19 protein-coding genes are annotated in these 18089 nt (G+C 60.9%); 15 read left to right on the forward strand and 4 right to left on the reverse strand.

The window, feature by feature from the left end:
- Positions 1-20: 20 nt before the first annotated feature.
- The 5 genes from G4923_RS09610 to G4923_RS09630 all read left to right on the forward strand — a co-directional run bounded on the left by G4923_RS09610 (position 21) and on the right by G4923_RS09630 (position 5888).
- Complete coding sequence (locus G4923_RS09610) at positions 21-611, forward strand: sigma-70 family RNA polymerase sigma factor (RefSeq protein WP_163136831.1); 591 nt, start codon at positions 21-23, stop codon at positions 609-611.
- On the forward strand, positions 604-1347 hold the full coding sequence (locus tag G4923_RS09615) for a DUF3379 domain-containing protein (protein ID WP_163136833.1): 744 nt from the start codon (positions 604-606) through the stop codon (positions 1345-1347). Before G4923_RS09610 ends, G4923_RS09615 begins: the two co-directional genes overlap by 8 nt.
- Before the next feature lie 408 nt (positions 1348-1755).
- Positions 1756-3042 (forward strand): outer membrane protein transport protein, encoded by a 1287-nt coding sequence (locus tag G4923_RS09620; RefSeq protein WP_106886857.1) that lies wholly within the window; start codon positions 1756-1758, stop codon positions 3040-3042.
- A 251-nt stretch (positions 3043-3293) separates the two neighbouring features.
- Positions 3294-4550: an OmpP1/FadL family transporter gene (locus G4923_RS09625; protein WP_163136835.1), complete on the forward strand. Its 1257-nt coding sequence runs from the start codon at positions 3294-3296 to the stop codon at positions 4548-4550.
- A gap of 114 nt (positions 4551-4664) precedes the next feature.
- Positions 4665-5888 (forward strand): EAL and HDOD domain-containing protein, encoded by a 1224-nt coding sequence (locus G4923_RS09630; protein ID WP_106886859.1) that lies wholly within the window; start codon positions 4665-4667, stop codon positions 5886-5888.
- 98 nt (positions 5889-5986) lie between these two features.
- On the opposite strand, the gene G4923_RS09635 is transcribed toward G4923_RS09630, so the two are convergent.
- Positions 5987-7150: a thiolase family protein gene (locus G4923_RS09635; RefSeq protein ID WP_163136837.1), complete on the reverse strand. Its 1164-nt coding sequence runs from the start codon at positions 7148-7150 to the stop codon at positions 5987-5989.
- A gap of 132 nt (positions 7151-7282) precedes the next feature.
- Between G4923_RS09635 and G4923_RS09640 the strand changes: the two genes are divergently transcribed.
- Entirely contained in the window at positions 7283-7681 is a 399-nt protein-coding gene (locus G4923_RS09640; RefSeq protein WP_005325128.1) for a MerR family transcriptional regulator, read from the forward strand.
- Between the two features lie 94 nt (positions 7682-7775).
- Here G4923_RS09640 and G4923_RS09645 read toward each other — a convergent pair whose 3' ends face one another.
- Entirely contained in the window at positions 7776-9020 is a 1245-nt protein-coding gene (locus G4923_RS09645; protein WP_106886861.1) for a dicarboxylate/amino acid:cation symporter, read from the reverse strand.
- Between the two features lie 269 nt (positions 9021-9289).
- On the opposite strand from G4923_RS09645, the gene ppnP reads away from it, so the two are divergent.
- The 3 genes from ppnP (at position 9290) to G4923_RS09660 (ending at position 12780) form a co-directional block, all read left to right on the forward strand.
- Complete coding sequence (ppnP, locus tag G4923_RS09650; protein ID WP_162520159.1) at positions 9290-9574, forward strand: pyrimidine/purine nucleoside phosphorylase; 285 nt, start codon at positions 9290-9292, stop codon at positions 9572-9574.
- 166 nt (positions 9575-9740) lie between these two features.
- Positions 9741-11123, forward strand: a complete 1383-nt coding sequence (locus G4923_RS09655) for an L-serine ammonia-lyase (RefSeq protein WP_163136839.1) — start codon at positions 9741-9743, stop codon at positions 11121-11123.
- Between the two features lie 286 nt (positions 11124-11409).
- Positions 11410-12780 carry an L-serine ammonia-lyase gene (locus tag G4923_RS09660; RefSeq protein WP_025326890.1) on the forward strand — a complete coding sequence of 457 codons (1371 nt, stop codon included), beginning with the start codon at positions 11410-11412 and terminating at the stop codon, positions 12778-12780.
- 243 nt (positions 12781-13023) lie between these two features.
- Here the strand turns inward: G4923_RS09660 and G4923_RS09665 are convergent, their stop codons facing one another.
- Positions 13024-13983: a lytic murein transglycosylase gene (locus tag G4923_RS09665; protein WP_111912698.1), complete on the reverse strand. Its 960-nt coding sequence runs from the start codon at positions 13981-13983 to the stop codon at positions 13024-13026.
- The gene (locus G4923_RS09670) at positions 13983-14261 is read right to left on the reverse strand and encodes a YcgL domain-containing protein (RefSeq protein ID WP_106886864.1); all 279 of its coding nucleotides are present in this window, start codon (positions 14259-14261) and stop codon (positions 13983-13985) included. Before G4923_RS09670 ends, G4923_RS09665 begins: the two co-directional genes overlap by 1 nt.
- A 106-nt stretch (positions 14262-14367) precedes the next feature.
- Between G4923_RS09670 and minC the strand changes: the two genes are divergently transcribed.
- The 6 genes from minC to G4923_RS09700 all read left to right on the forward strand — a co-directional run bounded on the left by minC (position 14368) and on the right by G4923_RS09700 (position 18061).
- Positions 14368-15084, forward strand: coding sequence for a septum site-determining protein MinC (gene minC, locus G4923_RS09675; protein WP_139745465.1), 717 nt, complete (start codon positions 14368-14370; stop codon positions 15082-15084).
- Between the two features lie 18 nt (positions 15085-15102).
- Entirely contained in the window at positions 15103-15915 is an 813-nt protein-coding gene (gene minD / locus G4923_RS09680) for a septum site-determining protein MinD (RefSeq protein WP_098984135.1), read from the forward strand.
- Positions 15916-15917: 2 nt separating this feature from the next.
- Complete coding sequence (gene minE, locus G4923_RS09685; RefSeq protein WP_005311265.1) at positions 15918-16184, forward strand: cell division topological specificity factor MinE; 267 nt, start codon at positions 15918-15920, stop codon at positions 16182-16184.
- 178 nt (positions 16185-16362) lie between these two features.
- Positions 16363-16689: an HI1450 family dsDNA-mimic protein gene (locus tag G4923_RS09690; RefSeq protein WP_041205707.1), complete on the forward strand. Its 327-nt coding sequence runs from the start codon at positions 16363-16365 to the stop codon at positions 16687-16689.
- Between the two features lie 53 nt (positions 16690-16742).
- A complete protein-coding gene (mtgA, locus tag G4923_RS09695) occupies positions 16743-17450 on the forward strand; it encodes a monofunctional biosynthetic peptidoglycan transglycosylase (RefSeq protein WP_338120449.1) in 708 nt (235 codons plus the stop codon).
- 287 nt (positions 17451-17737) lie between these two features.
- Positions 17738-18061: an HI1450 family dsDNA-mimic protein gene (locus tag G4923_RS09700; protein WP_005331685.1), complete on the forward strand. Its 324-nt coding sequence runs from the start codon at positions 17738-17740 to the stop codon at positions 18059-18061.
- Positions 18062-18089: the final 28 nt, after the last annotated feature.

Raw genomic sequence — 18089 nt, forward strand, 5'->3', positions numbered from 1 at the left:
ATGAAAAAGGAATCGCATTCATGACGTTAGGTTTTTTTAGAAAAAAAAAGGCGGGAACGGGAAAGGATCCCTCTGCCACCCCGGTCTATGGGGATATGGCAGACAAACAAACGAAATACGAGGCCCTGGTGCATGCCCTGCACGGGGACATCTACCGCTACGCCTACTGGCTGTGCCGGGATCCGCAAGTCGCCGAGGATCTGGTGCAGGAGACCTTCCTGCGGGCCTGGAAGGCGATCGACTCCCTGATCGATGACAAGGCCGCCAAGGCCTGGCTCATCACCATATTGCGGCGGGAAAATGCCCGGCGCTTCGAGCGCAAGCAGTTCGATCTCATCGATCTCGACGAGCATCCCCAAAGCGATCAGGATGCGCTGCACAGCGAGCAGGAGATGGAGCACGAGTGGCTTCGGCGCCACATAGCCCGCCTGCCCGCCGAGTATCAGGAGCCCCTGCTGTTGCAGGTGCTCGGGGGGTTCAGCGGCGAGGAGATCGCCGCCCAGCTCGGCCTGAACAAGAACACCGTCATGACGCGGCTGTTCCGGGCTCGCAACCAGATCAAAGAGGCCATGGAGGCTGCGCAGCAACAGAGAGGTCACACCAATGGATGAGCTTGAATTTCGCCGCCGGGCCATCACCCATCCCTCGGACAGGGATCCTGCCTTCCTCGCCGCGGCAGAGGCGTCTGTCGCCAATCGCAAGCACCTGGACGAGATGAAGCAGCTCGATCGCAGCCTGCAACGGGCGATGGAGGTCGAGGTGCCCGCCGGTCTCGCCGAGCGGATCTTGCTCCGCCAGGCGATGGAAGCGAGTGACGATGTGGTGGTGCCACTGCCCTCCCCGGCCAAAGGCACCGGCTGGCGCCCCCTCGCCATGGCGGCATCGGTCGCCTTCCTGCTCGGCATGAGTACCCGCTGGATCAACTGGCCACCGGCATCGGAGCCGCTGTCGCTGGCCCAGGTAGCCATGGCCCACGTCTATGGGGAGGAGCCCTTCATCCAGGGGGTGGATGAGAAGGTGAGCCTGCAGACCATCAACGCCAAGATGGAAAAATATGGCGCCACCCTGATGGACATGCCCGGCATGAAGATCACCTATGTCAATCACTGTGCCTTTTATCAGGGGCCGGCCCTGCACATGGTGATCCAGGGCAAGATGGGCCCGGTCACCCTGTTCCTGGTGCCCAAGCATGTGCCACTCACTATCCAGCCCGATTTTGCAGACGGCACCCTCAAGGGGGAGATACTCCCGCTCAAGGGGGCAAATATGGTGCTGATTGGAGACATGCAGGAGTCATTGGCCCCGGTTGCCCAGCAGCTTGAGTCACGTTTGCACTGGTCCATTTAACAGATCTTGACTGGGGCTGACCGGGCCCCGGTCACTTCCATATCACAGGCAGACACGGTCGTTGTCTGCCTGTTCATCTCAGAATCCCGACAACTTCCCGCCTGATACCCACCTGAAGTCACATTTTTACACTTTTTTTTGAACGATTCAAAAGGAGCTCATTGTATGTTATTTATCCAATAATGGATAAAACAGACTATTTAAACGGCAAGTTAAAACAAATGATTAACACAATGGAAACTTTTATGTATTCTGCTGTCACTGGTCTGATTTCTTACCTCCTACCAGATCCATAGAATCACGCCAGAAGTGAATGGGAAGAAGCTGACATAACAACAGATCTTGTCGTCTATAGCGGCCAAAGAGCCCTGATATCGACAGAAAATCTGCTTACAAAGAGAGAACACTATGACAACTGCCTTTTTCAAGAAAAGCCTGATCGCCGCGGCCGTCACCCTGGCCAGCACTCAGACCTTCGCCGCCGCGTTCCAGCTGAACGAACACTCGGCCTCCGGTCTGGGCCGCGCCTATGCCGGTGAAGCCGCCATCGCCGACAACGCGTCCGTGCTGTCCCGCAACCCGGCCGCCATGACCACCTTCGACAAGATGGCACTGTCTGTTTCCGGTACCTATATCAAGCCCGACGTGGATGTCGCGGGTGACATCTATGCCGGTCCGGCCAAGCTGGCCTCCTCCAGCGAGAGCGACATCGCCCCCGATGCCTTCGTGCCGGCCACCTACTTCATCCAGCCCCTGAACGATCAGTGGGCCTGGGGGATTGGCCTCTTCTCCAACTACGGCCTCGCTACCGAGTACTCCAAGACCTTCCCGGCCGGTGCCGGTGCCGGTGATACCGAGCTGTTGACCTTCAACATCAACCCCAACATCGCCTACCGCATCAACTCCAACTTCAGCGTGGGTGCCGGTGTCAATGCCGTCTATGCCCAGGCCGAGCTGAACCGCTATGCCGGAGCCCTGGCACCTGGCCTGACCGCCAAAACCGGCGTGCCGCACAACAGCGACACCGCCATCGCTCACCTCAAGGGTGACACCTGGGGCTTTGGCTGGAACGTCGGCGCCCTGTACGAGATCAACGACAACAACCGCCTGGCCCTGACCTACCGCTCCCAGGTAGACCTGAGCTTTGACGGCGACTTCAAGGGGCTGACCTCAGGTTACAAGACCGTCGATGGCAACCTGAAACTGGATCTGCCTGCCCAGGCCGAGTTCGCCGGTTACCACCGTCTGAACCAGCAGTTCGCGGTGCACTACTCCGTCAACTGGACCGACTGGAGCGCCTTCCAGGAGCTCAAGGCCACCAGCAACTCCTGCGCCGGTGGGATCTGCCTGCAAAAAGACGAGAAGTTCAAGGATTCCGCCCGCTACGCCATCGGTGGTACCTGGTACGTCAACCCGTCCTGGGAAGCCCGCATCGGCTTCGCCTACGACAACAGCCCGATCGAGCCGGAATACCGCAGCCTGAGCATTCCTGACTCCGACCGTGTCTGGTACAGCGCCGGCGCCACCTACCACATCGATCAGGACATGAGCGTCGATTTCGGCATGGCCTACCTGGACGGCAAGGAAGTGGACGTGAACGAAGGTCTGACCAGCCATACCGATCCGGTACGCTGGAAGGGTACCTCCCACGGCAACGCCTTGCTGGCATCCGCCCAGTTCAACATGAAATTCTGATTTCATCGCGATCAAACAGAGCGCCTCCGGGCGCTCTTTTTTTATGCGACATCCCCATCTCAGCGCACAGCTGTAGCAAACAGCTGTACTCTTTTTGTTTTTTATCAAGCTATTAGAGTCGACACCTCCAGCATTTAATCCCGTTTTGCCCTCTCGGCCCCCGCCCCCGTTGCCTTACTGGTCATACCATATAAAATCCCGCCCCCAACCGAATCACAGAATGAACCCTCAGTTCATCCCGAGGAAAAGCAATGCAGTCGACCATCAAGCCCTCCCTTATCGCCCTGATCTTGCTGCCTGGTCAGGTCCTGGCGGCCGGATTCCAGCTGGCGGAGCAATCGGCCACCGGCATGGGTCGCGCCTTCGCCGGGGAGGCAGCCATCGCCGACAACGCCAGCGTGCTCGCCCGTAACGCCGCCGCCATGACCCGTTTCAAGCGCACCGCCTTCTCCGGCGGCGTCATTCATATCCAGCCTGACGTCAACATCGAGGGGGTGACCCGGGTCCCCACCACCCAGGGGCCGGTGACCCTGGATGCGAGCGCCAACGACATCGCGGACGGTGCCTGGGTGCCCAACGCCTATCTTATCCTGCCCCTGAATGATCAGTGGTGGCTGGGGCTGGCGGCCACCTCCTACTATGGCCTCGGCGTCCAGATGCCGGACAACTACAACGCCGGTCACTTCGGCAACGTCTCCGACATCAAGACGGTGGATCTCGGTGCCTCCCTGGCCTATCGCATCAACCGGAACTGGTCGATCGGCGCCGGCCTCTCCGCCATCCATGGCGAAGGGGAAGTGGGCGGTACCTTCCCCTCCAACAACAAGATTGCCAAGCACCTCAAGGGGGATGGCTGGGCCCTTGGCTGGCATCTCGGCACCCTGCTGGAGTTGTCCCCTGCCACCCGCATCGGCCTCTCCTATCGCCATGACGTCAACCTGACCCTCTCCGGGGATGCCGTCGGCACCGATCTGCTGGGCCGCACCTTCACCGACACCGGCACCCTGGACTTGCCCCTGCCCGCCACCGCGGAGCTGGCTCTGTTCCATCAGCTGACCCCGACCCTGGCGCTGCATTCGAGCATCAACTGGACCAACTGGAGCAAGTTCGTGCAGCTCGAATCCGAGCTCGATCACCATGGCACCATGCACATCAAGGACGAGCACTGGGAAGACAGCTGGCGCTACGCCCTCGGCCTGACCTATCAGCTGGCTCCGAAGTGGCAGCTTCGCTCCGGCCTGGCCTATGATCGCAGCCCGGTTCCCGCCGATCGCCGCACCATCTCCATCCCGGATTCGGATCGGATATGGTACAGCGCCGGTGTGGGTTACCAGATAGACCGCAACCTGTCGCTTGATCTGGGGCTGACCCTGATCGACGGCAAGAAGGTCGAGGTGAACGAAACCATGCAGCTCAGACCCGGGGTAGCGCAAACCACCTCCACCTTCCAGGGCACCTCGGAAGGGGATGCCTGGCTGGCCGGCCTGCAGCTCAACTACCTCTTCTGATCCCGCCACCCCTGGCAATACTATGCCAGTTGCTGACCCTTTCGACCCGGTCGGCACTGGCATAGTGATCCGCTTCACCATAGAATCAAGCCTTCACCCATGCTGGAGAAATGCATGTATTCCTATGTAGCAAGGCAGCCCATCCTGGATCGGGAATTGAAGACCCATGCCTATGAGCTGCTGTTTCGCGACAGCCTGGATAATGTGTTTCCCCCCATCTCCGCCCAGCTGGCCACCTCGCGACTGGTGACGGAGCAATTCCTGCAACAGAACATCGATCAGCTGCTTGGCGGCCACCCCTGTTTCATCAACTTTCCCCACTCCCTGCTGCTGGACGGCCTGGCCGAGTGCCTGCCCCAGGACAAGGTGGTGATCGAGATACTGGAAGATGCCGAGCCCGACGATGCCCTGCTGGACAAGGTGATCCAGCTCCACGGGCTGGGCTATCGGCTGGCGCTGGATGACTTCACCCTGGTCCCGGCCTGGGACAGGTTCCTGCCCTATATCCACATCATCAAGTTCGATCTGCGGGCCACACCGCTCGCCAGCATAGAGAAGTTCATGCTGACCCATAGCCACCTGCCGCTCACCTACCTCGCCGAAAAGGTGGAGGACAAGGACGAGTTTGAACGGATGAAGGGGCTCGGGGTCGAGTTGTTCCAGGGCTTCTTCTTCAGCCGGCCCCAGATGGTGCAGCAAACCACCATGCCCCCGACCCAGCTGGTGGTGATGCAGCTGCTGAAAGTGGTCAATCAGGCCGAGCCGGATCTGGACAAGATAGAGCAGCTGCTCAACCAGGATCTATCCCTCTCCCTCAAGCTGCTGCGCTACGTCAATCACCTCAAGCGCTTTCCCCAGCCCATCGCCTCGTTTCGCCAGGCCGCCAGCTCCCTGGGGCACGCCCAGCTCAAGCGTTTCGTGGCCCTGATCGCCGCCACCAGCGCCGGTCACGACAAGAGTGCCGAGCTATACCAGATGTCCCTCATCCGGGCCCGCTTCTGCGAGCTGCTGGCACAGACCCATGCCCCCACCCAGCAGGCGCAGCAAGCCTTCATCACCGGGCTCTTCTCCCTGCTGGACGTGCTGATGGGGCAACCGCTGGATCAGCTGCTCGGCACCATACCTCTGACCGCCGAGATCCGCGCCGCCCTGCTGGAGCGCAAGGGCAATCTGGGGTTCTACCTGGCGTTTTGTGAAGACTACGAGAAGGCCAACTGGCAACGGATCGCCGCCAGCACTGCCCGCCTGGGGCTCAATGAAGAGAAGGTCAGCCACCTCTATCTGGCCGCCACCACCTGGGTCAATCAGCAGCTCCAGGCCATGGAAGGGACGGACTGAACCCACTCCCCGGTGTCACCTATCCCTCCCCGAAAATGACAACGTCCCTGCATGAGGGACGTTGTGCATTTATCGGCAAGCGCCTTGGGTGCGACTCCTCAGCCCAGTTCGATGGCCATGGCGGTCGCCTCCCCGCCGCCGATGCACAGGCTCGCCACCCCTCGCCGCAGGCCCCGCGTGTGCAGGGCGTGGATCAGGGTGACCAGGATGCGGGCACCGCTGGCCCCCAGGGGATGGCCCAGGGCGCAGGCCCCCCCGTTCACGTTCAACTTGTGATGGGGGATCTGGCACCCCGCCATGGCCAGCATGCTCACCATGGCGAAGGCCTCGTTCACCTCGAACAGGTCCACCTCCTCCACCGACCAGCCCACCCGGGCCAGCAGCTTGTCGATGGCCCCCACGGGGGCACTGGTAAACTCCGCCGGCAGGGCTGCATGGTTCTGGTATCCCACTACCCTGGCCAGCACGGGCAAACCCAGGCGCTCGGCGGTCTCGGCCCGCATCAACACCAGTGCCGCCGCCCCGTCCGAGATGGAGCTGGCATTGGCCGCCGTGATGGTGCCCGTCTTGCTGAAGGCCGGTTTCAGGGTCGGTATCTTGTCGGGCCTGGCCTTCCCCGGTTGTTCGTCGTCAGCCAGCAGCAGGGTGTCTGCCGCCATCACGGGCGCCAGCTCTGCCCCGAAGGCGCCGCTTCGCTGCGCCGCCAGGGCCCGCTCCAGAGAGGCGATGGCGAAGGCATCCATGTCGGCCCGGGTCAGCCCGGCCCTGTCCGCGCTCAGCTGGGCGTAGTGGCCCATCAGGTGCCCCTCGTAGGCATCCTGCAAGCCGTCGAGGAACATGTGATCCAGCACGCTCTGGTGGCCCATGCGAAAACCGCTGCGCGCCTTGTCCAGCAGATAGGGGGCCCGGCTCATGCTCTCCATGCCGCCCGCCACCACCACATCCACCTCCCCCAGCCGCAGCCCGTCTGCCGCGAGCATCACCGCCTTCATGCCGGAGCCGCACACCTTGTTGATGGTGGTGCAGGGCACGCTGTCCGGCAGCCCGGCCTTGAGCGCCGCCTGACGGGCCGGTGCCTGCCCGACCCCGGCGCTCAGCACATTGCCCAGATAGACCTCATCGACCCGAGTTGCGTCTATCCCGGCTGCCGCCAGGGCGGCGCGGATGGCGCAGGCGCCAAGCTCGGGCGCACTCAGGGCGCTCAAGGCTCCTTGAAAGGCCCCCATGGGGGTACGTTTGGCCGCCACAATCACTATATCCATCAATCGCACTCTCCTTGTTACATTGGGATAACATATGCCGCCGCCGTCCCCGGAACAAGACTTGCGGGGAAGTTGACGTTTGGGTAAGGTGCCAGCCTGCATTGACAACCAGATGACAGCCAAGACAGCCCTATGACCAAATCCAAGGATGACGCCCGGACCTTCAGCATCAGCGAGCTGGCCCGTGAATTCGATGTGACCACCCGCAGTATCCGTTTCTACGAGGATCAGGGCCTGCTGAACCCGACGCGCCAGGGGCAGACCCGGATCTACAGCCGTCAGGACAGGGTGCGCCTCAAGCTGACCCTGCGTGGCAAACGGCTGGGCTTCAGCCTCGCGGACATCCGCGAGCTGTTCGATCTCTATGACGCGGACAAGAGCAGCCGCTCCCAGTTGCAGACCATGCTGGGGCTGGTGGCCGACAAGCGGGAGACCCTGCAGCAGCAGCTGGAAGATATCCAGATGGTCTTGCTGGAGCTGGAGGCCGCCGAGCAGCGCTGCCGGCAGGCACTGGGCCAGCTGACCCCCTGAATGGGCAAGGGAGGGGCAGCCATCGCGGCCCCAGGAAAATAGAAAGAGGGAGGCTTGCGCCTCCCTCTTGTCATTCATGGCAGTGGGCCTGGTCTCAGGCTTCCTTGCTCCAGCGGTTCGGATCGTAATCCGGGCTGTAGCGATCGACTATGATGGCGCAAGCCGCATCGCCGGTGATGTTGAGGGCGGTACGTATCATGTCGAACAGGCGATCCAGTGCGAACAGCAGCGGCAGCCCCTCGATGGGGATGCCGGCCGCCAGCAGCACGGCCACCACCAGGAAGCTCGGGCCCGGCACGCCGGCCTGACCGATGGCACCCAGGGTCGAGGTGACTATGATGGCCGCCCAGGCGCCCATGCTGAGATCGATGTTGTAGACCTGGGCGAAGAAGATGGCCACCAGACCGTAATAGATGGCGTTGCCGCTCATGTTGATGGTGGCACCCAGCGGCAGCACGAAGGAGGCGGTGGCGTTGGTCACCTTCAGCTCGTGCTCGCAGGTCTCCATGTTGACCGGCAGGGTCGCCATGGACGAGGCGGTGGAGAAGGCCACTATCTGCGGCTTCTTCATCGCCGAGAAGTACTTGCGCACCGGCGTGTTGGAGAAGAAGGCGATCAGCAGCGGGTAGACCACGAAGCCGAAGATGAGGATGGCGGCAACATAGACCACGAACAGCTTGAGCACCAGGGTCAGCACGTCGAAGCCATAGGTGCCGATGGCATCGGCCATCAGACCGAAGACCCCGATGGGGGCAATCAGCATCACCTTGTTAATCATCCAGACGAAGGCGTCCACCAGGGTGTTGAGGCCATCCACCAGCGGCTTGGCGCGCTCGCGGGGCTGCTTGGCCAGTGCTATGCCGAGGAACATGCAGAACACCAGGATCTGCAGTATGTTCGCCTCGTTCAGGGCGCTGAACACATTGGTCGGGATCATCCCAAGCAGGGTAGCCACGGCGTCTGGCAGGGCGCCCTTGTCGGCGTAGTCACCGGCAAACATGGCGGCCGTGGAGCCGAAATCGACCCCGACACCGGGCTTGAAGATTTGACCCATCACCAGCGCCAGCAGCACCGCCAGGGCGGAGGTACCGAGGAAGAAGGCGAGCGTGGTCACCCCTATCTTGCCCGCGGCCGGGCTGGCCCCCAGATTGGCGGCCCCGGACAGGATGGCGACCGCCACCAGCGGGATCACCAGCATCTTGATCAGCTGGATGAAGAGCGTACCTAGGGGGGCGAAGACGGTCGCCTGCTCACCCATGAGGGCACCCACCAGCGCCCCCAGGATCATGGCGACCACAACCTGGAAGCCGATATTTTTAATTAATCCTTTTGTCAACACAGAATGTTCCTTTATTAAGCAATTACTCACACTGTTGCAGCGTAAATGACCACCCAGAGCGTCAAATCCTCTCCATTGCTCTGGCGGCGCGCTTTATCTCATATTTATTACCCGTTTAACATCGTGATCCCTGAACGAAACGAATTTTTATGATTTTTCACAAAGTTGAGACCCACAAGAAACTCACCGTTTTTCCCCTATTTCACCATGACAATCGCCAAAATAATGTGCTACTTTTGCTTTGCAAACGTGCATACAGGGAAGAAAAGATGCTGAAAGTTAACGAATATTTTGACGGAAATGTTAAATCTATCGGTTTCGAGCAAAAAGGCGAGAAAGCCACGGTCGGCGTGATGGAAGCGGGTGATTACCAGTTCAACACCGCCGCCCCGGAGCGAATGACAGTGGTCAAGGGTGTCCTTCGCATCCAGCTGGCCGATGAAGACGAGTGGCACAGCTACCATCAGGGCGAGTCCTTCGACGTGGCCGGTCACTCCTCCTTCAAGCTGGAAGTGAAGACAGCCACCGCCTACCTGTGCGAGTTCCTCGACTGATAGCCCCTCAGGGGGGCCATGAGATGCAGATCCGCTCCTCCTGGCGCCCCTGATCCCCCTGTTTTGCCCCATTTCCACACCGCCATCACAGGCTGTTGCTTCCCCCCTTTTCATCGACTACAAAAAATTTACAATGTTTAGACGAAATCCATAATCGGAGTACGTCATGATCAGTGTCTTCGACCTGTTTTCCATCGGGATTGGTCCCTCCTCCTCCCACACAGTGGGGCCGATGCGGGCAGCCTGCGCCTTCGTGCACACCCTCAAGCAGAGTGCACTCCTCTCCCGCACCGAACGCGTCGTGGTCGAGTGCTACGGCTCCCTCGGCCAGACCGGCAAGGGGCATGGCACCGGCAAGGCCATCATCCTGGGGCTGGCCGGCTTTGAACCCGAATCCGTGGACATCGAGGCCATCCCCGCCTTCCTCGATCAGGTGGAGCACAGCCAGACCCTGCGGCTGGGAGGGGAGCAACCGAGCCAGTTCCCCCGCGTCGGTGCCATCATCTTCAATCGGCGCAAGACCCTGCCCGCCCACTCCAACGGCATGACACTGCGCGCCTTCGCGGGCGACAGCCTGCTGTTCGAGCAGACCTACTACTCCATCGGTGGCGGCTTCATCATAGAGGAGAGCCACTTCGCCAACGCCCGGGAAGAGGCCGCCCGCTTCGATGCCGCCCACCCCGTCCCCTATCCGTTCGAGAGCGGGGCCCAGCTGCTGGCCCACTGCCAGGAGAGCGGCCTCTCCATCTCGGGATTGATGCTGGCCAATGAGAAGGTGTTTCGCAGCGAAGCCGAGATAAAGGCGGGCCTGCGCAAGATCTGGCAGGCGATGCAGGGCTGTGTCGAGCGCGGTTGCAGGAGCGAGGGGGTGTTGCCGGGGGGGCTCAAGGTGAAGCGCCGCGCCCCTGCCCTCTATCGCCAGCTCTGCGGCGAGACCAACTTCAACAAGGATCCCCTGATGGTGATGGAGTGGGTGGACCTGTTTGCCCTGGCCGTCAACGAGGAGAATGCCGCCGGTGGCCGGGTGGTGACAGCCCCCACCAACGGCGCCGCCGGCATCATCCCCGCCGTGCTGCACTATTACGATCGCTTCGTGCGCAAGGTGGATGATGAGCTGCTGATGCAGTACTTCCTCACCGCCGCCGCCATCGGCATCTTATATAAGAAGAACGCCTCCCTGTCGGGGGCCGAGGTGGGTTGCCAGGGAGAAGTGGGGGTCGCCTGCTCCATGGCCGCCGGCGCCCTGGCCGAGCTGCAGGGCGGCAGCCCGGCCGTGGTCGAGAACGCCGCCGAGATCGGCATGGAACACAACCTGGGTTTGACCTGCGATCCCATCGGCGGCCTGGTGCAGGTGCCCTGCATAGAGCGCAACGCCATGGGGGCGGTCAAGGCGATCAACGCCGCCCGCCTGGCCCTGCGTGGCACAGGCGAGCACAAGGTCTCCCTGGACAAGGTGATCAGGACCATGTGGGAAACCGGCAACGACATGAAGACCAAGTACAAGGAGACAGCCCGCGGCGGCCTCGCCGTCAACATCACCGAATGTTAAGCCTGGGTAAAAACGACCTCAGATGACCCTCAGATACCCGGCCTGGCCGGGTATTTTTTCGCAAAACGTTTGCCTTGCGCTTAACAAAATGGATAACCATCAAAATAAATTTTATACTCGCGCCGTGAATTCAACAAAAATAGATCTATTTCAACTTTTTTTAGGCAGGAAGCCGTTACACTGCGGTTATCTGGTTCCCTGGCCTTTGTGACGACAGACCCGTCCCATGGATCACCCTTTCTGCGAGCGGGCATGGCGCCCCCTTCTACCCTGAGGTAATTGTTACATGATCAGCGTTTTTGATATCTTCAAAATCGGTGTTGGCCCCTCCTCTTCCCACACTGTAGGCCCGATGAAAGCAGCCAAACAGTTCGTGGATGATCTGCGTGCTAGCGGCAAGATCCGTGACATCACCCGGATCCAGGTTGACGTCTATGGCTCCCTCTCCTGGACCGGCAAAGGCCACCACACCGACACCGCCATCATCATGGGACTGGCCGGCAACCTGCCGGAAAATGTCGACATCGACGGCATTCCTGAATTCATCTCCCGGGTCGAGCAGACCGGTCGTCTGCCCATAGGCCTGCACTGCCACACCGTCAGCTTCCCGAAAGGCGCCATGGTGTTCCATGACGAGGCCCTGCCCCTGCATGAGAACGGCATGAAGCTGACCGCCTTCATCGAAGACGAGGCCATCTACAGCAAGACCTATTACTCCATCGGCGGTGGCTTCATCGTCGACGAAGAGAGCTTCGGCAAGGCCGACAGCGGCGACATGACCGTCAACTACCCCTTCAAGAGCGCCGCCGAGCTGCTCGCCCACTGCGGCCAGACCGGTCTCTCCATCTCCGCCCTGATGCTGGAGAACGAGAAGTGCTTCAACACCCCGGAAGAGATCTACAAGAAGCTCGGCAAGATCTGGACCACCATGCGTGAAGGGATAGAGCGCGGCTGCCGCACCGAGGGTGTCCTGGCCGGCCCGCTGCGGGTGCCGCGCCGTGCCGCTCCCCTCTACCGTCAGCTGACCACCAACGAGCATCTCTCCAACGATCCCATGAGCATCGTCGACTGGGTCAACATGTTCGCTCTCGCGGTGAGTGAAGAGAACGCCGCCGGTGGCCGCGTCGTCACCGCCCCGACCAATGGCGCCGCAGGCATCATCCCGGCCGTGCTGGCCTACTACGACAAGTTCATCCAGCCGGTCGGCCGCGACGAATACACCCGCTTCTACCTGGCCGCCGCCGCCGTCGGCATGCTCTACAAGATGAACGCCTCCATCTCAGGTGCCGAAGTGGGTTGCCAGGGTGAAGTGGGTGTCTCCTGCTCCATGGCCGCCGCCGGCCTGACCGAACTCATGGGCGGCAGCCCGGAGCAGGTGTGTGAAGCGGCCGAGATCGGCATGGAGCACAACCTGGGTCTGACCTGCGATCCGGTCGCCGGCCAGGTACAGGTGCCCTGCATCGAGCGCAACGCCATCGCCGCCATGAAGGCGGTCAACTCCTCCCGCATGGCCCTGCGTCGTACCTCCAAGCCCCGTGTCTCCCTGGACAAGGTCATCGAGACCATGTACATCACCGGCAAGGACATGGACTCCAAGTACCGTGAGACCTCCCGCGGTGGCCTGGCCATCAAGGTGATGCAGGTTGCCTGCGAATAAGCGGCAAACGGTAGATGCAAAAAAGGCGGGAGAGATTCCCGCCTTTTTTCTGCCATTTTTTCAGGGGCAGAGGCACTGACATGAAGAATAAAGAGGAAGGGGACAACTCATCCGTCAGGGGTCAAAGTGGGGAGGGATGAATTTGCTATCTTATTCGGCGACCTACCCCACCATCTTATTCCGCTCTTATCCCACTCTTATCCCGCACTTGCTCCGCTCCTCTATTCCACTTTTATTCCACTTTTATTCCACTATCCGATCCGCCAGGGTGCCGACCGCCACCACGAAATAGGGGGAGCGGTTCCAGTGGCGCAGCACCCGATAATTGTCATAGGCAAGATAACTGCGACCATGGACGTCATCGGGCCGGATGAGGGAGGCCTGCATCTCGACGTTGGGCAGGGGTGAGCCATCCAGTTGCCGCACCCCGAGCGCCTGCCAGGCCTGGAGCGGCTTGCGCTGCTCCAGGCCAAACAGGGCGGGCTTGAGGGAGTCGGGCACCCTCACCCGCCGTCCCCAGGTCTGATCCTCGCGCCAGCCGTTCTGGTGCAGATAATTGGCTGCCGATCCAAACACATCCGCCAGATTGCCCCACAGATCCTTCCTGCCATCCCCGTCCTGATCGACCGCGTACTTGAGGAAGGACGAGGGCATGAACTGCACCTGCCCCATGGCCCCCGCCCAGGAGCCCTTGAAGGCGGCGGGGCTCACGTGCCCCTGCTCTATGATGCGCAGGGCATCGAACAGCTGATCCTTGAAGAAGGCTTCCCGTCGCCCTTCCCAGGCCAGGGTCGCCAGGGAGGAGACCAGCGGGAAATTACCGGTGAGTTTGCCGAAATTGGTTTCTATGCCCCACAAGGCGACAATAAAACGGGGCTGCACCCCATATTCATCGCCTATTTTCGTGAGCAGCGGCAGATGCTGGCGATATAAGGCGCGGGCTTGCTTGACTTTCCATTGGGGCACGGCACGGGGAATATAGGAATCCAGGGTCAGTTTGAATTCCGGCTGATTTTTGTCGTGCTTGATGGCCGCCTCTATGAGGCGAATATCGGCAAAAGCGGCCGTTACCGTCGCAGGCTGGATGCCGGCCGCCAGGGCTTGCTGTTTGAGACTCGTCACATAATGGTCAAAATCGACGCTGGCCTCCAGGGGTGCACTTAATAGTGCGCTCAACAATAACAGTGCCAGCCTCCCCTGCATCAGCGGGAGCCTTTTAATTGTGCCTTGTGCTGCTCCAGCAAATTTTCCGGTGGCGGCGGCACCTGCAGGTAGAAGCCCTGGCTCTGCAAGGCCGCCATCACCCGCTCGGTGGAGGCGATCCCCAGGGGCTTGGCCGGGTCCAGCTTGGTCATCAAGACCAGCTCGGGGCGTCCGAAGGTACTCATCAGTGCCTCTGGCACACGGGAAAAGTCCTCTCTTCTTTCAATAAAGAGATAGGTCTCGGCTTTTTTGCGACTTTTATAGACTGCACACAACATGGAAATTGATATAATCCGACGGGTTCATTGCCTCTGGTGGTGGCAAACTATAACATCAGGAATTGAATAACAATAACGTATTACCGTCTCGGTTCGGGGAAGATTCATGGTTGAACGCGATAACGAATTGAAAGGGACCACCTTCACTATTTCTGTGTTGCATCTCAGCGATGGCAATCCGGACCGGATCCGACAACTGCTGGAGGCCAAGGTCGCGCAGGCTCCCCAGTTTTTTAATTGTGCCCCCCTCGTCCTCAATGTGGAACGCCTCAGCGATATCCCCGATTTCGAGCAGCTCAGGGAGCTGGTCGAGTCGGAAGATTTCGTGCTGGTCGGCATCACGGGGGCGCGGGATGAGGCGATGAAGACGGCGGCCAAGGCGGCCGGGTTGGCCGTCATGGTGTCGGGCAAGAGCCGCAAGGCCGAGCCTGTGGCACCGGCGCCAGCACCTGAACCCGTGGAGGTGGCCCAGGTCGCCCCGGTTCAGACCCTGGAGCCGACCAAGGTCCACGTCGGGCCGGTGCGCTCCGGCCAGCAGATCTATGCTGCCGGCACCTCGCTGGTGGTGCTGGGCTCGGTCAGTCCGGGGGCCGAAGTCATCGCCGACGACAGCATCCATATTTATGGCGCCCTGCGTGGCCGTGCCATCGCGGGGGCCAAGGGCAATCCCCTTGCCCGCATTTATTGCCAGCAATTGCAGGCCGAGCTGCTCTCCATCGCGGGCACCTTCCAGCTCAGCGACGCACTGCCGGCAGGCCTGATACAAGAGCCAGTCCATATCCGGCTGGACAACGAACAACTCCGAATAGACCGCATCAAATAGAGTTACAAGGAAGCGAGAATGGCGCGAATCATAGTCGTTACATCGGGCAAAGGTGGCGTTGGCAAGACCACAACCAGCGCGGCCCTGAGCACCGGCTTGGCCCAGCGTGGCCACAAGACAGTGGTCATCGATTTTGACATTGGCCTGCGAAACCTGGATCTCATCATGGGCTGCGAGCGGCGCGTGGTGTATGACTTCGTCAATGTGATCAACGGTGAGGCCAACCTCAACCAGGCCCTCATCAAGGACAAGCGTTCCGAGAATCTGTTCATCCTGCCTGCCTCCCAGACCCGGGACAAGGACGCCCTGACCCGCGAAGGGGTCGAGAAGATCCTGGATCAGCTGGCGGAAATGAAGTTCGATTACATCGTCTGCGACTCCCCGGCCGGCATCGAGGCGGGGGCCTTGATGGCGCTCTATTTCGCCGACGAGGCCATAGTCACCACCAACCCGGAAGTCTCTTCCGTGCGTGACTCGGATCGCATCCTCGGCATCCTGGCCTCCAAGTCCCGCCGCGCCGAGCGCGGGGAAGACCCCATCAAGGAGCACCTGCTGCTGACCCGCTACTGCCCGACTCGCGTCAGCCGTGGCGACATGCTGAGCGTGCAGGATGTGCAGGAGATCCTGGCCATCAAACTGCTCGGGGTGATCCCGGAGTCCCAGGCGGTGCTGCGCGCCTCCAACTCGGGGGAGCCGGTCATTCTGGACAAGGAGTCCGATGCCGGTCAGGCCTATGAGGACGCCGTTGCCCGCCTGCTGGGTGACACCAAGGATTTTCGTTTTCTGGAAGAAGAAAAGAAGGGCTTCTTTAGCCGACTGTTCGGGAGTTAAACATGTCATTATTGGATTATTTTCGTTCCAACAAGAAACAAAACACCGCACAACTGGCCAAAGAGCGGTTGCAGATCATAGTCGCGCACGAGCGTTCTTCAAGAGGGGGGCCGGATTACCTGCCCCAGCTCAAGCAGGATCTCCTCGACGTGATCCGCAAGTATGTGCAGATCGATCCGGACAAGATCACCGTCCAGCTCGATAAGAAGAGTGACGAGCTGTCGGTACTGGAGCTCAACATCACCTTCGCCGATGACAAGAAGGGATGAGCTGACGCCCCATGCGTGACCCCTTCCCTCAATGAAGACCGGATCCTGTAGCAGGATCCGGTTTTTTATTGCCTGGCGCAGAGGCATCTCGCCAAGGCGTGCGGGGCCAGCTAGAATACTGCCCGCCCCCTCGGCCCTGCCGACGGGACCTCTCCCCCTCATCTGGAATACAGGTCTTATGTCTTTGAATGACGAAATGCACAGCGTCGAGGAACTGCTCGATACCGCCCTTGAACTCTTCATGGAGCTGGCTTCGGACAACCTGCCCGAGCAGGAGATAGCCCTGTTCAACCAGGCCTTCAACGATCGGGGTCTGCTGGCGGAAACCGACCCCGCCGATGACTGGGAAGCGGACGTGGGGTTTGCCGTGAGCGATGCCGAGTACGCCGAGATCTGGGTTGGCCTTGGCAATGCCGAGCAAGAGTATGAGCACCTGTTCGCCCGCATGCTGCTCTCCCGCCGTGTCGACGAGAAGTTCTGCCACATCGAATGGCTGCCCCAATAATTCCGGATCCCGACGATCCCGGTCACTATGAGTGGGACTCAGAGCCTGAGCCCGTGAGACCGACGCGCTGGCGGCACCTGCTGGGCTGGCTCGGCAAGCTGCTGCTGGCGGCGCTGGTCAGCTCCATCGTCTCGGTGGCGCTGCTGCGCTTCATCGATCCCCCCATGTGGACCTGGCGCCTCGAGCGGGCGTTGTTTCCGCCCGCCAAGGTGGCCGAGGTCAAGCACGACTGGGTACCCCTCGAGCGCATTTCGCGAGAGTTGCAACTGGCGGTGATCGCCGCCGAGGATCAGCGCTTCGCCGATCATAACGGCTTCGACATGGATGCCATCAGCTCGGCCCTCAAACACAACCAGCAAAGCCGGCGGGTGCGCGGGGCCAGTACCCTGAGCCAGCAGACGGCGAAGAATCTCTTCATGTGGAGCGATCGCAGCTTGCTGCGCAAGGGGATAGAGGCCTGGTTCACCCTGCTGATGGAGCTGGGCTGGGACAAGTCCCGCATCCTCGAGGTGTACCTGAACATAGTGGAGTTCGGGCCCGGCATCTATGGCGCAGAGGCCGCCGCCAGGCACTACTTCGGCAAACCGGCGGCGCGCCTGACCCGCTACGAGGCTTCCTTGCTGGCCGCCGCCCTGCCCAATCCCTGGCGCTACCGGGTCAAGCCCCCCTCGCCCTATGTGCAGCAGCGCTCGGCCTGGATCCGCCGCCAGATGAGTCAGCTCGGCCAGGTCACCCTGAACCGGGTGCACGAGGCCGGCTAGGTTCGTCGACGGTGTCGGAGGCCGGCCCCAGATGGCCGCCGATGACCTCCCGGTGCAACGGCAAATAGTGCCACCACCAGGTCTCCCGTCGCCGCTTGATCTGCCGCCTGTACTGTCGTCGCTTCATGCTGCCCAGATGCCTCATCATGCCGCCCGATGGCGGCGGCTCTGTTAACCTTATCCCCTGTTTCGGCCATTTGACAGCACGGGGTTGCCAGCCTCACGCGCTGGCCGCCATCCCCAATAATTGTTAAAGTGGCGAACCTGGACGTATCTGGAGTGATTTCATGGAACAACGTAGCCCGGATCAGCTGGTCGAGTGGGCCTATGATCAGTTTCTGGAGCAGGCCGCCGACATGCTGGCCCCCGAACAAATCGTCGACATCACCCTCGAATTCGAGCAGCGTGGCGCCGTCGAGGCGACCCTGCCCAACGCCGACTGGTCGACCGAACTCGGCGTGCCGGTCGACATGGAGCGTTGGGCCGAGGTGTGGGTCGGCTTGCTGGATCATCAGGAGGAGTTCGAGGTGATCTACGCCACCTTCCTGCTGCCCCGGGATCAGAGCGAACACGAGGTCCATGTTCGCTGGCACCGCCAGCAGCAGGCATAAGAAAGGCTCTGTCCCAGTTATGTGTTGA

It is taken from the genome of Aeromonas rivipollensis (assembly GCF_010974825.1).
GTDB lineage: Bacteria > Pseudomonadota > Gammaproteobacteria > Enterobacterales > Aeromonadaceae > Aeromonas > Aeromonas rivipollensis.